This is a genomic window from Candidatus Methanarcanum hacksteinii (assembly GCF_964305265.1).
Classification (GTDB): domain Archaea; phylum Thermoplasmatota; class Thermoplasmata; order Methanomassiliicoccales; family Methanomethylophilaceae; genus Methanarcanum; species Methanarcanum hacksteinii.
On the sequence record NZ_CAYATA010000003.1, the window covers coordinates 62,256 to 78,478 of the forward strand.

The 16,223-nt window shown below is 46.6% G+C and carries 13 protein-coding genes; 4 read left to right on the forward strand and 9 right to left on the reverse strand.

Translation table 11 applies throughout. The annotated features are described in order from the left end of the window. Positions 1–683 precede the first annotated feature (683 nt). From ACI2NF_RS05105 to ACI2NF_RS05120, 4 genes are all read right to left on the reverse strand, one after another. Positions 684–2,918, reverse strand: coding sequence for an adenosylcobalamin-dependent ribonucleoside-diphosphate reductase (locus ACI2NF_RS05105; RefSeq protein ID WP_400148294.1), 2,235 nt, complete (start codon positions 2,916–2,918; stop codon positions 684–686). A gap of 532 nt (positions 2,919–3,450) precedes the next feature. Further along, entirely contained in the window at positions 3,451–3,915 is a 465-nt protein-coding gene (locus tag ACI2NF_RS05110) for a hypothetical protein (RefSeq protein WP_400211174.1), read from the reverse strand. A gap of 500 nt (positions 3,916–4,415) precedes the next feature. Further along, positions 4,416–5,261: a recombinase family protein gene (locus ACI2NF_RS05115; RefSeq protein ID WP_400148615.1), complete on the reverse strand. Its 846-nt coding sequence runs from the start codon at positions 5,259–5,261 to the stop codon at positions 4,416–4,418. Next, positions 5,258–6,049 carry a recombinase family protein gene (locus ACI2NF_RS05120; RefSeq protein WP_400151798.1) on the reverse strand — a complete coding sequence of 264 codons (792 nt, stop codon included), beginning with the start codon at positions 6,047–6,049 and terminating at the stop codon, positions 5,258–5,260. The genes ACI2NF_RS05115 and ACI2NF_RS05120 overlap by 4 nt, the downstream gene beginning before the upstream one ends. Positions 6,050–6,312: 263 nt before the next feature. On the opposite strand from ACI2NF_RS05120, the gene ACI2NF_RS05125 reads away from it, so the two are divergent. Both ACI2NF_RS05125 and ACI2NF_RS05130 read left to right on the forward strand, forming a co-directional pair. Further along, positions 6,313–7,320, forward strand: coding sequence for a diacylglycerol/lipid kinase family protein (locus ACI2NF_RS05125; RefSeq protein ID WP_177971925.1), 1,008 nt, complete (start codon positions 6,313–6,315; stop codon positions 7,318–7,320). Between the two features lie 5 nt (positions 7,321–7,325). Continuing rightward, positions 7,326–8,264, forward strand: a complete 939-nt coding sequence (locus tag ACI2NF_RS05130; RefSeq protein WP_400196291.1) for an alpha/beta fold hydrolase — start codon at positions 7,326–7,328, stop codon at positions 8,262–8,264. Here ACI2NF_RS05130 and ACI2NF_RS05135 read toward each other — a convergent pair. After that, positions 8,215–8,802 (reverse strand): HAD-IB family phosphatase, encoded by a 588-nt coding sequence (locus tag ACI2NF_RS05135; RefSeq protein ID WP_400196815.1) that lies wholly within the window; start codon positions 8,800–8,802, stop codon positions 8,215–8,217. The two genes, ACI2NF_RS05130 and ACI2NF_RS05135, sit on opposite strands and share 50 nt — an antisense overlap. 93 nt (positions 8,803–8,895) lie before the next feature. Beyond that, on the reverse strand, positions 8,896–10,542 hold the full coding sequence (gene thsA, locus ACI2NF_RS05140) for a thermosome subunit alpha (RefSeq protein WP_400196289.1): 1,647 nt from the start codon (positions 10,540–10,542) through the stop codon (positions 8,896–8,898). A 178-nt stretch (positions 10,543–10,720) separates the two neighbouring features. Between thsA and ACI2NF_RS05145 the strand changes: the two genes are divergently transcribed. After that, a complete protein-coding gene (locus ACI2NF_RS05145) occupies positions 10,721–11,137 on the forward strand; it encodes a hypothetical protein (protein ID WP_400152177.1) in 417 nt (138 codons plus the stop codon). A 14-nt stretch (positions 11,138–11,151) separates the two neighbouring features. Here ACI2NF_RS05145 and ACI2NF_RS05150 read toward each other — a convergent pair whose 3' ends face one another. The 3 genes from ACI2NF_RS05150 to hisD all read right to left on the reverse strand — a co-directional run bounded on the left by ACI2NF_RS05150 (position 11,152) and on the right by hisD (position 14,765). After that, positions 11,152–11,964: an SPL family radical SAM protein gene (locus ACI2NF_RS05150; RefSeq protein WP_177971424.1), complete on the reverse strand. Its 813-nt coding sequence runs from the start codon at positions 11,962–11,964 to the stop codon at positions 11,152–11,154. Next, positions 11,957–13,231: an Nre family DNA repair protein gene (locus tag ACI2NF_RS05155; protein ID WP_400146649.1), complete on the reverse strand. Its 1,275-nt coding sequence runs from the start codon at positions 13,229–13,231 to the stop codon at positions 11,957–11,959. The genes ACI2NF_RS05150 and ACI2NF_RS05155 overlap by 8 nt, the downstream gene beginning before the upstream one ends. 262 nt (positions 13,232–13,493) lie before the next feature. After that, positions 13,494–14,765 carry a histidinol dehydrogenase gene (gene hisD, locus ACI2NF_RS05160; RefSeq protein WP_177971425.1) on the reverse strand — a complete coding sequence of 424 codons (1,272 nt, stop codon included), beginning with the start codon at positions 14,763–14,765 and terminating at the stop codon, positions 13,494–13,496. Between the two features lie 113 nt (positions 14,766–14,878). Between hisD and trkA the strand changes: the two genes are divergently transcribed. Further along, positions 14,879–16,219 (forward strand): Trk system potassium transporter TrkA, encoded by a 1,341-nt coding sequence (trkA, locus tag ACI2NF_RS05165; RefSeq protein WP_177971426.1) that lies wholly within the window; start codon positions 14,879–14,881, stop codon positions 16,217–16,219. The last annotated feature ends 4 nt before the right edge of the window (positions 16,220–16,223 follow it).

Below are 16,223 nucleotides of genomic sequence, written 5' to 3' on the forward strand. Positions count from 1 at the left end.
ACAATTTTTGCGATCGATTTTTGTTCATTTTTGGCCAAAAACGTCACATTTTTAGGTCAATTTTCTATCTGTTTGTCCACGACGGTACCCCGAATATCAACTTGAAATGATGTGATTTTTTCAAAAATGACACATTTTTAGGTCAATTTTGACATAATTTGTGATTTTTATAACATTCATTATGTTATTATTTATTCTATCTAATTTAATTTAGCTGTTACGTTAATTAAGTTATTTGATTGAATTACCTTGTTTTTCACACAATTGTTATAGTGTTAAAAAAATTAAGCTAATTGCTTTATCTAATTAAATAATAACAAACTGTCAAATTAACCTATTTTTAACGGCGTTAATTAGATATCTATTGCACGTCAGATCACTAATTTTTACCATCTTCATTTATTTTACTGTAAACGGGCATAGAATCGATTTTTTCGTCTTTTCGATGACGAGTATGGCTTTACACGACTTATTGAGATATAGGGGCATTTCTGCGCATGAATTTTTCGATAGCTCATGCGGATCTTCTCGATTTTTCTGCAGAAACATCCTTCGTAATAGAAAATTAACGTTGTTAATTGTCTAATTTTCGTGTAGTTATATTAATTAATCAAGTTAAGTTATCAGCTTAATTAATTGCAATATAGAATTAAAGAAAGAAGTTTGATTGAGGGATAGCACCCTCAATCGCATTTTGTCCATCCGCAGCTTTTACAAACGTTGCATCCGCCTTGGAATTCAAGTTCGTCTCCGCACTTGGGGCAGGGGTTGATGACCTTTCTCTGAGCCTTGTCCTCTTTCTTGTCATCATAAAGCATCGTGCCGTTGATCTCCCTCTGCATCTCTTTGTACATGTCAATGAGTGCATGACCGACAGCGGTAGGACAGCATGAGCCTTTGCTCGTATCATGTTGTGTGTGGGTACGGAGGACGAATGATGGGCATGAGCCGCAACTTTTCAGCTGATCGACGATATCGCTGATCTCACATCCGCTTCTTGCAGCGAGGGAGATCATCCTCGAGAGACCGATCATGAAGTTGTTGCATCCGCCGGTAGAACCTTTGTTGAGATAGACTTCCAACAACTGTCCATCCGAAGGATCGAAGAATGCTGTACAATGGAGGCTTCCGCAACCAGTGATCAGTTTCCTCTTCTTGCCGACGACATCGTCCTCGACATTCTCCACGAATCCTCTCTTCTCCTTCTTCTTCGGAGTCTCTTCTTTCTTCTCCTCTTTGGTCGTAAGGATACCAAGACGTTTGCATCCATCTCTGAAGACGGTCACACCTTTGCATCCGATCTGCCATGCGTACATGTAGAGGTCGTAGACATCCTCCTCGGGGAATTCAGAGGGAAGATTGACAGTTGAACTGATCGATGCATCGATGTGCATCTGCCATGTTCCCTGCTGGTTGAGCCTCTGTTTATAATCAAGATTCTGTGCAGTGACGAAGAATGCCGGAAGATCAAGGTCATCGGTTATCCCATGCTTCTCCATGTAACTTTTCACGACAGGTGTGTAGACCTTGTAATACTCGTCGTGATCAGACAATGATGTCGTCCTTCTAACGTAATAGTTCGCAAAGATAGGTTCGATACCGCCGGATATTCCGAGCATTGTGGATAGCGTTCCTGTCGGTGCGATGGTGAGGAGTTGTGAGTTCCTTAGGCCGTATTTCTTGACAAGTTCCTTCGTTTCATCGGAAGCATTGTGGATGAAATACGGTGATGCGAGGATATGATCGATGTTGCACTTAGGGAACGGACCATCCTCTTTCGCCAAGAGAGCGGATGCCTTCATGGCCTCATCTGCCATGATTGTACCTAGGTGGTCGCAGAAGTCCATCGCCTCTCTGCTTCCGTATGTGAGCTCCATCTTGATCAGCATGTCTGCCAATCCCATGATTCCGAGGCCAATCTGTCTCCAATCGCGTACCGATTCCCTCTGTTCCTTCAATGGGTGGAGTGGCAATCCCTCATCCAATACGCCGTTGAGTGCTCTGACGCAGACTCCTACGCATCTTCTGAACTCATCCTCATCGAATTCTCCATATTCATCTACGAAATTGGAGAGGTTTATGCTTCCGAGAAGACAGCTACCTCCTGCGGGTAAAGGCTCCTCAGCGCATGGGTTCGTTCCTGCGTAGTGGTAATCCGGGAATTCAGAAAGGAGGTTCCATGATTCTATCCTGTCCCAAAACAGGCAACCAGGTTCCCCATAATCCCAATTGTTGTAGCATAGTTTCTTGAAGAATTCGTGAGCATCAAGCTCTTTCTTCGTGATATCATTGGTCTCAGGACGTTCGAAGGTCTGGATGTACTTCTTCTTGTCTCTGACGGCGTTCATGAAGTTATCGCTCATGCGTATGGACATGTTGGCTTTGGTGACCCTTTCCAGGTCTGTCTTCACAGACATGAATTCCTCTAGGTCGGGGTGATCACAGGACATCGTGAGCATCAATGCTCCTCTTCTTCCATGTTGGCCGATGAGTCCGGTCACCATCGAGAACAGATCCGTGAATGACACGGCTCCAGATGTCTCTGATGCCGTGTTGTTGATCTTAGCTCCTCTCGGTGCTAGCTTGGAAATGTCTATTCCGACTCCGCCGCCGTAGCTGAACGTCCTCGCTAGCTTTCCAGCAGTCTCAAAAATCGACTCTATGGAATCCTCTGGAGGTGCTACGACATAGCAGTTGGAGAGTGTTATCTTGAGTCCCGTGAGGTGAAGTCCCCTGTTCGCAAGGATCCTTCCTCCAAAAAGGAACTTCTTTTCGATGATGAGCTGTTTCAATTCTTCGTCGCCGACGGATATACGATCCAACCAGTGATCGAAGGTCTCGCCCTGATAACAGTACTTTTTCTCCCAAATGTCAATACCAAGATTGTTTTCCTCTCCAAGCCACTCTTTTATGTCCATGAACGTACCGTTCTGAGGTAGTGATTCGATGTATTTTAAGTGAATGAATTAACACATTTGGCGTTAAAACAACGTTATACTTTGCACTGGGTCTTGATTTTTATCACAATTATGATAATATTATACAATTTTATTTACATAAATAAATAATCTCAATAAAGATATCAGCTTTATTATTTGTCACTTCAAAATACGATTCTACACCAGTTTTCACTTCTGCAAATGTGGCGAAAAACTTCGGAAAAAAGTTCGATCAGTGGATAGAGTAGAAGTTGAGGGAAGTTTTCTCTAATATAAGTTCAACTTCTCATTTTGATCTCCCATCTGGATCGGAGCGTGGATTCCGAGGGTATGATGCACATTGAGAGGTTGCAGAACTCGTTCTCCTTCGATTCCAACAGAGCGGAGATTGTTATTCCGAATCAGAAAGAAAAAGGTGCCGCCACATAAGTGACGGCTGTTTGAGATCAGGATCCGATTGTCAGAAGGCTGGAGTTCTTCAGAGTTGTCGATATTGACATCTTCTGACCACCTATATCCAAGTCGGCTTCGGTGAGGTACAATATCCCATCATTACCGCAGTAGTACTTGCCTTTGCCAACACTGCCCGTATCATTGGCAACTTCCACTGATTTGACTGTGACCGAACGTTTTCCGAATTCGGTATCGATAACTGCGGTCTTTCGTCAAGTATCTTCAGATTTTTTTCTGTTTTTTCTATGTATGTAAAGGAGATGTAACTCAGGAATTTATCCTTCGTTTCAGCATATTCATTTTTTCCATCGTTGACGCTGAGTGTACCATCCTTGTCTATCTCTGTGATGGTCATGACAGTGTTTTCGGAGAATGTTACGGATATGGCGGTATTACTTACGTAAGTTCCGTCATCGTTCACTTTTTCGATGGTTTTGGTGAATATCATGGGCTCTTCGGTGACCATGCCTATGAATTTACCTACGATACTGTATTGGATGAAACTGCCCTTCTGGAGCACCATTTCGGCTTTTGGTTTGGACAGATCTATGTTGGAGTCTACAAGTGTGATGACAGTAGCGTAGCTGCGGGCACATTCCTGACGATTAACGTCGTTTACAGTGGACGAATCCGATGACAGATGTCATCGCAGAACGAAGATCTTGGAAGTATCCTTTTGAATCTTCTCTTCGAGTATTCTGGATTCTCCGTTGATGATATCGTTTTGCATTGTCATGATTGAATTATTGTTCATCTCGATACATATGATAGCTGGGCGCACAGATCAACATGAAAATGATCGAGAATCTAACAAATCCTGTCCTAACTGACGCTATCCCGTAAAGGACTAGAGAAATCAGAAGCCAATCAATTGATGAGTACACTAACACCAGCAACAAGTGCGGTACCAACGAAGATGAGTACGATAGCTATGGCAATGATCTTCACCATCATCTCTTTTTTCTTCTTATCGGACATATCTGCCATGACGTGACTGCATATTAAAAAAATTATCGGAGTATGTCACAAAGACTCCTCAACATCCAATAAGATGGGTAGATTCTTCTTCGCACCCCTCGTTTTTGATGCCATCAACCTTTGTACTTGGTTATACTCATCAACAGAAACGGGACGATCCGCATGATGTCCTATCAAATGCTCCTCCCAATGCATGTATCCTGCATAGACGGGGTTATGCAATATGTTGCGGAGATTGTATTTATTCCACTGATTCCCGTTCCTTGTACGGATGAACGATGAATTCAGTTCAGAAGCGATCTCATCCAATGTGGAATTCTCGAGATATGATCCGAATATCCTCTTTACGACGATCTGTTCCTCGGGTATCGATATCAATTCACCATCGGCGATGGAATATCCGTAGGGCGGTTGGAATCCCATGATGCCATCCTTCTGCTCCGCTTTCTGTATCATACCGAATTTGGTCCTCTCGCCTATCTGTTCGGATTCTAGCTGTGCTATACGTTGGATGACATCCATCGCGAATCTTCCGACGGCCGTGGTCGTATCGATCCGTTCGGTCGTGGAGAAGAATGATTGTCCGTTCTTTGACAGATCCTCGATCATCAGCATGAAATTCTTGCTGTTACGATGTATCCTGTCCATCTTTATGACGACGAGAGCATCCCATCTCTGACGCTCATCAGGAGAGAACATCCTGCGATATGCGGGCCTTCTAGTATTCGTCCCGGAGTATCCGTCGTCGACATATTCGCCTGCGATATCCATCTCGAATACTTCGCAGAAGTCCCTGAGCATCTGTAATTGTGCTGCAAGTGAATATCCTTGATCCGCTTGTTCTTCCGTAGAAACACGTGCATATAGGGCGGCACGTATCCTGTCGCTCATGAATTTACCTTGATCGGGCCATTGATCGTGATGAATTCATCCATATCTATTATAGCTGGATGGTCACCTTCTCTGACGATCTCTCCCCATTTTACGTATCCCACATAAAGGGGGTTATGAAGTATCTTGAAGATGGATTGTTTATTCCATCTCCCTCCTTTCTTGGCAGGTATGCTTGCATCATTCAGTGATGTGGCGATGAATTCCATGGAGAATCCTTTGTTGTACATCCTGTATATCGCCCTTACAACGAATACCTCGTCATCATTCACTGATAGTACGCCTTTCCTATAGTCGTAACCATATGGCTGCCCGAAACCAAGCAGGCCGCCCATTGTCCTTGCTTTCTGTTCCATCCCTAACTTCACCCTCTCGCCTATCTGTTCGGATTCAAGTTGTGCTATACGTTGTATGAGATCCATAACGAACCTGCCCATGGCATTGCTCGTATCGAATTGCTCCATGACGGAACAGAATCCTTTGTTCGAAGCATTGAGATCCTTCATCATCCTCGTGAAATTCTCACTGTTACGATGTATCCTGTCCATCTTGAGTACGAGAACGATATCCCACTTTTCGCTCTCGTCCATCATACGTGTATATTCGGGACGTTTGATGTTGCGTCCGGAGTGCCCTTCCTCACGGTATTCGTCGGCCACTATCCACCCTTGTGAACTGCAGTATTTCCTCAGACGACCTAGTTGTGCGTCCAGAGAGAAACCTTCCATGGCCTGCTCTTCTGTTGATACCCTTGCGTAGAGTGCAGCGCGTACACTGTGCTCATCCATCCCAAAAGCATAATCGTTAAATTTCATATTTATAACTTGGTCATTGTCGAGATTGAATTATTTAGCATCCAACTTAAAACAAAAAAGGTGTGTACTGAATTAGTAACGGAGAGCGATTTTTTCAGGTATTCGCAATCCAAAGGCTGGAGGCCATCAGACTAAATTATCATGAGGTGTGCTGGGATATTCTGTTGCCGCCCAACTCTATATTTAAAAGTTTTTATACTATCTATATAAATAACAATCCTTATACTACTTCGTTTGTGGGTGATGCACTCTTGATCAAGATAATCTACAATCCTATCGGCGGAGGAGGTATGAATTGGGACAGGATGAAGCATGTCCGTTCACTCCTCGAGGATAAAGGTGTTACTTTCGAGTATTATGAGACGACATTCGAGATGAGGGGCGATGCAATGGCCCGTCTCGTTGCCAAGGATGGTGACATAATAGGTATCGCCGGTGGCGATGGTACCATCCACGAAGTGATATCCGCTACATATGACATGGATCTCACTTACGTTCTCCTCCCATTCGGTTCAGGCAATGATACTGCGAGGTCCGCAGGCGTATTCAATTACACCGATGAAGACATCGTCAACGCCTTCACCAATGGTACGGAACGTCCGATCCCATATTGGGTCGCCAATGACATGGTGTTTGTTCAGACATTGTCGTTCGGTACGATCGTCGACATCAATATGATCGCTGATGAGTACATCGAGAATCTGATGTCGAAGATGACAGGCAACACAACGACTGCGATCATAAGGCGTTATATCGATGTTACAAAGACGCTCATGTCCTCTATGATTCATAGCATCCTCAATGGAGAATTATCATTCGTCAAGGTCGCTAAATCGAAGGATTATCGTAGGATAGCACTCAAAGCTGTGGCCAAATGTAAGGCGAAGAAGTACACGATCACATACGACGGTGTCACAAGGGATGTTGAAAGCATCTTATTGTCAGTTCAAAATGTCGAATATATGGGTGGAGGACTCAATCTTTGTCCGAACGCTGCGATCGACTCTGCAGATCTCATTGTATTGAACGTCAATAAGAAATCGAAATACAGGTACGTGATGAACCTCGTAGCAATGTCCAGCGGTAAGATCGAAACGCAGAAGAATGTCGAATATTTCAAGGCTAAATCCGTTACAGTGAAGAGCGATGAGATCACTCATATGATCGTCGACGGGGAGACATTGAAATTCGATGGATCGATCGAAGTCAAGCCCGGTGACCACAAACTGATCGTAAGGGTGTGAGTCAAGTGACGCGTACAGGTTTCAGGATCGGATCGACAAGGAAAGATGTTGAACTGAATTGTTACAAATGGATTCCTGATGGTGATGTCCGTGCCGTTCTTTTCATATCGCACGGGATGATGGAGCACATATTGAGATATGATGCGTTCGCGGAGTATCTCAATGGATTCAACATCGCTGTATACGGTCATGATCATATGGGGCATGGAGGTACCTCTCCGGATGACCGTGGATTTTTCGCAGAGAAGGACGGGGATGAGGTTCTTGTCAACGATCTCTACGAGGTCTGTAAGAAGGTCGAGGCCGATCTTCCCGGCGTTCCTAGGGTCGTCTTGGGGCACAGCATGGGTTCATTCGTCACAAGGCGTTTCCTGACGAAATATGGCGATTCTGTCGATGGTGCCATACTCATGAGCACAGGTCAGAACAGTATGTTGGAAGTCAATGCCGGTTTGTTGCTTTCGAAGTTGATCTGTAAAGTAAGAGGGACGCATTACAAGTCCAAATTACTGTTCAATCTCATACTTGGGCCGAATAATAAGCCTTTCAAGGATTCGGACGATCCGCTCAGGTGGCTGTCCACCAGTGAAGAGAGCAGAAGGATGTATGATGAGGATCCTGATTGTGGCTTCGATTTCACAGCCGCAGGATATCGCGATCTGCTAACATTGGTCAAGAAATTGGGTAAGGAACAGGATTTCGATAAGATCCCGAAGGACCTGAACCTTCTCTTCGTATCAGGTTCTGATGATGTCATCGGCGAATACAAGGGAACTCTCGACAAAGTGATAGCAACTTTGAGGAAATATGGCTTGGACCCTAAGAAGAATGTTTACGAAGGCCTTAGGCACGAACTTCTCGTCGAGAATGGTAAGGAAGCGGTATTCGAGGACATCAAGGATTGGATACTCGCTCTTCCGAGCGTTCAATCTCCCATTCAATGATATTGGGCCATATGACCTTGAATGCTCTCTGAGAGAGCTTTGCCAAAGGCATATCGGCATCGGAGTCCGAGTAGAATTCATCGATAGGAGAATCGCCGTACAATTCCCTGAATCTCCTTACCTTCTCCTCATCACGACAGTTCTTGCCAGTGGGCTTACCCGTGATGGGGTCGATAGGTGATGCGATCACATTCTTGATCCCTATGCGTTTGCACGCGGATCTGATGAGGAAATCGGGTGAAGCTGATATGACTACGTCATCATCCTGATGTTTTTCAGAGTACCAATCGGCGATCTTCTGTATGTTCTGATCCCAAAAGTTCTCCACGGTCTCTTCGATGGTTATGTCCTTGAAGAATCTGTAGTAATGCTCCTTCATCCTGGTATGATCATAAAGGCCGATGTGAAAACCGAGCCATCCTTTGAATTGTATCGGGAAGTGTCTCAATATCGATTTCTTCTGAGAGAGACAATATTTGTAGAAGTCGATGGTGCTGTCTCCGTTGTAAAGCGTACCATCGAAGTCATATACGTTCATCAGGACACCACATTGGATGTATCCATATCGGATTATTTAGAAGGGTGGGGTTGTTGGGGGTGTTTCCACCCCCAGAATTGGTTTTTTTCAGAATCACATCATTCCGCCGATGCCGCTCATACCAGGTCCGCCCATCGATGGGTCGGCCATGGGGTTCATCGGGGGAGCCCTGCGTGAAGCGATGACATCATCGATCCTGAGGACCATGTTCGCCACTTCAGCGGCTGAGTTGATTGCCTGTACTTTGACTCTGAGAGGTTCGATGACGAAGCGTTCGAGCATGTCGACTGCCTCTCCGGTATCGAGATCGAGTCCGTAGTATGCGGCATCCTTCTTCTTCTTGTCGTGGGCTGTCTTCAATTTGATGATAGCATCGATTGAGTCGATACCTGCATTCTCAGCGATCGTCCAGGGGATGATCTCGAGAGCTTTGGAGAATGCCTCGATTGCGAGCTGTTCCCTTCCGCCGACTGTTGAAGCGTATTCTGCGAGCCTGAGCTCTGTCTCGATCTCAGGTGCACCTGCGCCTGCAACGACCTTTCCGTCCTCGATGGCGACACCGACGACGCGGATTGCATCCATCATTGCCCTCTCAACTTCTGCGAGAACGTGCTCTGTACCGCCGCGGATGACGATCGAGACTGCTTTCGGGTTCTTGCATCCAGTGATGAAGCACATGGATTCAGCTCCGACCTCTTTCTCAGCGACCTCATCTGCTGTACCGAGGTCCTTTGCCTGGATCTCCATGACCTCTCCTACGAGTGAACCTCCAGTTGCTTTGGAGATTGCGATCATATCGGATTCCTTGAGCCTCCTGAAGCAGAGGATACCTGCTTTTGCGAGATAGTGCTGTACGAGATCGTCCACACCTTTCTGGCAGAATACGACGTTCGCTCCGACGGATGCGATCTTGTCGACCATAGCCTTCAATGTTGCATCCTCTTCGTTGAGGAATGACTGCATCGCGAGCGGGTCTGAGATGCTGATCTCTGCGGATACCTCAGGTTTCTTGTTCTCGAGTGCGGTCGTGAACAATGCGATTTTCGCTTTGGGGACGACCTTAGGCATACGGGGGTGTACCCTCTGCTTGTCGATGACGAGACCCTTTACGAGGTAGGTATCGTTGATGACTCCTCCTGCCTTCTTCTCGATCTTGATGTTGCTTGTGTCAACGGATTTTCCTTCTTGGACATCCCTTGCTGCTTTGACGATGATATTGGCGAGGTGTTCACTCTCTCCGCCGACGGATTTGCCTGTCATGGCGGTCTCTGCGACCTTCCTCAAGAGCTTGTCGTCATCCGAGGGGACAGCGATACTGTTGAGGATCTCGACTGCCTTCTCTGCTGCGAGTTTGAAACCGTTGGTGATGACTGTGGGGTGGATGTTCGCATCGATGAGTGATTCAGACTGCTTGAGGAGTTCTCCTGCAAGTACGACAGCTGTCGTCGTACCGTCTCCGCATTCTGCATCCTGCGTCTTTGCAACCTCTACGACCATCTTTGCTGCGGGGTGCTGGACATCGATCTCTTTGAGGATCGTAACACCATCGTTGGTGACAGTGACATCTCCGATGGAGTCAACGAGCATCTTGTCCATACCTTTCGGTCCAAGGGTGGACCTTACGGAATCAGCAACTGCTTTTGCGGCTGCGATGTTGTTGAATTGTGCTTCTTTATCCTTGCTTCTCTCCGTGCCTTCTTTGAGCACGATGATCGGCTGATTGTTTCCGGAACCATACATAATATGTATCTCCTAATATGGGTGGTAGTAATTTTGTTCTTCTATATAAACATATTCAATTTAATATCAAATTCATGTAATTTTCTTCGTAATAATATAGCTACCACCTATAATCTTAAAGTTGAAAGCTGGCTGCGAGAAGGGAACAGTTTATCATGGTCCGATTCGATGTATGCGTATGACTGATGAACCGATGGATGATAAGGAGTTTGAGGAATTCGTCAATTCCAACAGGGACAGGATAATAGAACTGATGGGCGCACAGGAAGAGAACACATTCTCTTTGAAGGATGCTGTGCTGAGGATCATGAGCGATGAGGATGTGCAGAAACATTTTTTCACAGCATGTATCGAGATGATGCATTTCTTCGAATCCGCTGTCGATGTCATGCCCATGTCCGACAGGACCAGGGAGGCCATCAAGACCGTTGAGAAGACACGCGACAATGCGATAAGGAATGCTGTGATGGTGTCCGCGAAGGATCACATAGAGAACATGACGTTCGATGATGTCAAAGATGATATCAGAATGGTCACCGACACGGTGAAGAAATCGGTCATGAAGAGATTCACTAGGGATGAGGGTAAGGATTGAACTATGATGTGGTGTCAAGATCGTCCATGATCATCGATCGTTCGTCTCTCGAACACATCCTTGACGGTCACGCCCTTTGACATCAATCTTCTCCTTATCTTTTCGATACTCTCGATGGAACCTCCGCCTATATTCATCCTGGACAATCTTGAATTCAACAGTGGACGATTGTTCAATCTATCTATGTATGCCAATCTCACGCCTGTATCTGCGATCGCATCGGCGAACATCTCCTCCTTGCCCTCCAGATGCGATAGGACTGGGCCTATGAGCGCATAGGTGTTCAATCCTGCATCCGTGAGTCCTGCAAGTGTATCTAAACGTTCTGCGGGCATCGGAGCGCCCGGTTCGGTGATCTTGCTCCAGCGTTCTTCAATCGATGTGATGGTCACGGCGATCAATCCATCGATCTGCGATAGGATGTCGATATCACGAAGGATGAGATCCGATTTCGTATGCATATGGATCGGACAATCCGTCCTCGATATCCTTTGAAGACATTGCCTAGTCAATTGGAATCTCTTCTCGGCCGGTTGATATGGGTCGGTGACGGTCCCGATGCCGATCGTACCTCTCACGAATGTCAATTCCTTCGTGAGTCTCTCCACGACGTTGGATTTGACCCTTACGACACGCCATGTGTCCCAATCCGAATGTGTGACCTCGGGGGCGTAACAATATATGCAACCATGGGCACATCCGCCATACGGATTCAACGAATAGTCCATATCAGGGAGGCCGGATGGGGACAGGGCACGTTTGCATTGAACGATCTCGTATGCACCATCCCATTTGTTCGTATCATCGAAATCGAAAAGACTAGACATAATCATCGATCCTCCTTTGTATCATGTAGTCTCTGAGCACCGCAGAATGCTGCAACCATGTCTTGCGCGGTATGTCCATGACGGAATCGATATGCTGCAATGCGGATTCCAAATTATCGAATCTGAATGGATTCCCTGTCAATGATTCCCTGACCCTCTCTCTGACGTTCCATACTCCGACAGGCATCACATATCCCGGATGGGCCTCTCTGAATATCACCACGCCTGCTGTTCTCTTCTCCTTCATCAGGAGTTCGTTCACAGCCATCCTCGATGCATAATAACACCCGCCTATGGGCGCGTATTCCGTCCTTCCATCGAAGAATTCGCAATCGGAGATCATCTCTATCTGTCTGCCCGATGGATTCCATGTCGTGTTCGGATACCATGCCTCGATCAATTCGAACCTCCACGTACATGGCATCATGAGTATGCACCATCTGTTGTCCAACGCATGGAGTTCGTAGATCCTGAATTCATCTATCGTGTTGTTGTGTTTCGTCGTTTTCAGAAGGTCTTTGCCGATGATGTCATCGACCGCCGTTATGCTCCATCTCGTAGGTACGAAACGTCTGTTCCTATCGATCCCCATTGTCCCTACGGAGAATGCCTTTTGGATCTCTGAAATGAGTGTGCCGTTCCTGTATGCATTCAACACGGCATCCGCCGCCTTCATATCGGTATCGTAGAAACTTCTCTCCAGATACTTATGCATCCTTCCGTTCCCCGCTTTCATGTAATCCATCCTGGCGGATGGTCCGAAAGGTTGTATCTCGTCATCCAGGATCACACGGCCTTTGGGTTTGGATGAGAATCTGGCTTCGATGTCTATGGGTCTCTCGATCAAAGCCATCTCCTGTACCTGGTCGACTATCCTGCCGCCTTTCTTGAAATCGGTCGCATCGATGCGATACTTCCCTCTGACGAGCCTGAATCTGAAGTCGGTTATCTCATCTATCGATTTGTTGCCCCAGAGTTCTGGTTTGTCCATGATCGATGTGTCCCCGAACTCAGGGGGGATCAGTGGACCGATGTCCACCTTGGGATATCCGTATCTCCCTACGAACACTGCAGGCGGTGAGCTCCCTTCGATATCTGTGGCATCGATGAGTTTCATCGTCTTGCTCTGTGAATAGAATTTGATCATCAGCGGACATCTGTCCTTGCCACAGAGTCTCCTAGCACCCTTACAGATGATACATTGGCTGGTATCGTTGGATACGTCATTGTAGTTGACCATCTTGTCAAAGAACCATTCGCCCGCCATATCATCTACAACGATAGGATGTAAGTATAGAACATTGTCGGAAATGCATATCGCCGTGGTGATATCCTACTATAGATGATCGTGTGGACTGTGTGTGAAAAACATGGTAACAAGAGACGGTGGACTTTTGGTCCAGTACAAGGGGTCCGTCTCTTGCAGTGAATCTCTGAACAGTTTCTCAGTATATAAAAAGTTGCAAAATTGTGAAAAATCGAACGATTTTAAGGGGGTTTGATGTAAATGGTTTGTGTCTGGATGGGATTCACTCATCTTTCGATTTCTTCTTCTTAGGGAGCCTGATATCCACTGAGTTGCAGTGCGCATAGAGTCCTTCGGATTTCGAGATCTTCCTGATCGTGGGTGACAATATGTCAAGTCCATCCTTGGATAACATCTGCACGGTGGACGTCTTCCTGAAGTGCGCCACATTCAATCCGGAGTACAGTTTTGCTCCGGAAGCTGTAGGGAGTACGTGGTTGGTGCCTGATGCGTAGTCGCCTGCTGCGATAGGTGTGTATCTTCCGACGAATATGGATCCTGCATTCTTTACCTTGGAAAGGGTGTCCATGACATCCTTGGTCTGTATACAGAGGTGTTCAGGTGCTACATCGTTCATCATCTCGATGGCGATCTCCATGTCGTCGGCCACGATGTAGCCTGAGTTCTTCATGGCGGCCATGATGATCTCCTTCCTGGGAGCATCCTTCACCTGTTTCTCTATTTCCTTGTCTACAGCTTTCGCGACATCCTCTGAATCGGTAATGAGGATGAATGCCGACATCGGGTCGTGCTCCGCCTGTGCTACGAGATCGGAAGCAACGTATGCGGGGTCGCATGAATCATCCGCAAGCACACCCGCTTCTGAAGGTCCTGCAGGGAAATCGATCTCGATCTTACCTCTGAGGAGTGTCTTGGCCGCAGTGACGAACACATTACCGGGGCCGACGATCTTCTGTACAGGTTCGATGGATTCGGTACCGAGGGCCATACCTGCGATTGCCTGTATGCCTCCGATGCTGTAAATCTCGTCCACACCAGCGATATCCAATGCGACGAGTGTCGCAGGATTGATGGGTGCGGGCGTACAACAGACCACCTCATCGACACCTGCAACGCGTGCAGGGATAACGCACATGAGTGCTGTGGAAGGATATGATGCCCTTCCTCCGGGTATGTAACATCCGACTCTTTCAAGAGGGGTGCTCTTGACACCGAGTGTTATCCCGGGCTCGACCTCTGACAGCCAAAGGTCCTGAGGGAGTTGCATCTTGTGGAATCTCTCGATGTTGTATGCAGCGTTCTCGAGCTCCTCGACGAGTTCGGGATCCACTTTCTCATATGCTTCCTCGATCTCCTCGCGTGAGACCTGAAGTCTGTCAAGTTTGATCTTATCGAATTTCTCTGTGTAGGCTTTGATGGCCTTGTCCCCGTCCTTCTGGACGTCAGCGATGATGTTCCTTGCTGTCTCCATGACATCATCTACTTTGGATGAACGATTCCTCTGCCAGAATCCCTCTTCGAATTGCTGCATCATATCGCTCTCTATATTATTGTGCGATATAAACAATACGCAATGATGCGTAGCCATCAAGCCCATTGATTATATAATCCAAGATGAATTCCAACCATATCGGCCGAGGCTTTCAAATGAATATAATCGTAGTTGGAATCGGAAATGTGGGGTACATAGTGACCGAGGTATTGTCACAATATCATGACGTCATGATCATCGATAATGATAAGGTTACAGTGGAGAAGGTCAAGAGCCTTCTGAATGTATCCGTTCTTTACGAGGACGGCTCGAACCCGAAGGTGCTCAGGAGTGCGATCGAGCGTCATCACGCGGATATCGTCATAAGCACCACGGCCAGGGATGATGAAAATCTTCTCATATCGATGCTATCGAAGATGATCAAACCGGAGATAAAGACCATCGTCAGGATCAGGAATCCTGATTTCGCTATCGAACCTTCGCCTCAGACCGTCGATCAGATAATCTCCCCTGAGATAATGATGGCCAACAAGATGGCCGAATTGGCCCTTCTTGAGAACGCTGTCGATTATGAGAGCATAGAGGCGATGGACCTCGGTCTCGCTCTTTTCGAGGTCACGGACGACCACAAGGACATAATCGGGAAGATGAGCATAGATATCCAAAAGCCGAAGGATTGTACCATCGTTGCAATCTATCGCGGTGATGAGATCATCATGGAGCATGAGATGACGGCGATCCATGTCGGAGATATGATACGCGTCCTCGGTTCCCCTGAGAGCATCCATGCATTCAACGACATGATGGGTGTGAAACGTCCTGCCAATGAGTTCCTTATAATCGGCGGGGGTGTCGCAGGCTCACAGACTGCAAGACTCCTCGAGTCCAGGAAGAGATATGTGAAATTATTCGAATCCGATCGTAAGAGATGTACCGAACTCGCCAAGGAACTGACATCCACAGTCATCGTCAATGGAAGCGGCGTGGATCCATACCTTCTAAAGTCAGAGAACGCTGGAAGGGCGGATGTGATAATCGCAAGTACCGATGTGGATGAGACAAATCTTCTTTCCGGTCTTATGGGAAAGAAACTCGGCGCATACAAGATCGTCAGCAGATACTCGATGGTGGAGTATGAGGATATCTTCGAATACACCGGGATAAAGACCATAGTCGGTAACTACCGTGTTGTAGCTAATGGAGTCACCAAGACACTGATCTCCAACGATAAGGCCATCCTCAAGATGAAGAATCCCGACGAACTGTTCTTCACCGTGACCGTTAATCCAAGGTCCGCTGTCTGCAACGAGCACACAGGGGACATCAAATTGCCTAAGGGATGTCGTCTCACATGCCTCATACGCAACAACGATAAGATCTATCCCGATATGTACACGAAATTCCAGGCCAATGACCGCGCTGTTCTGTATACATACAACGTCAATAAGAACAAATTGGAGAAGATGTTCGGAACCTCGATAGACATCGATGTGTGAATGA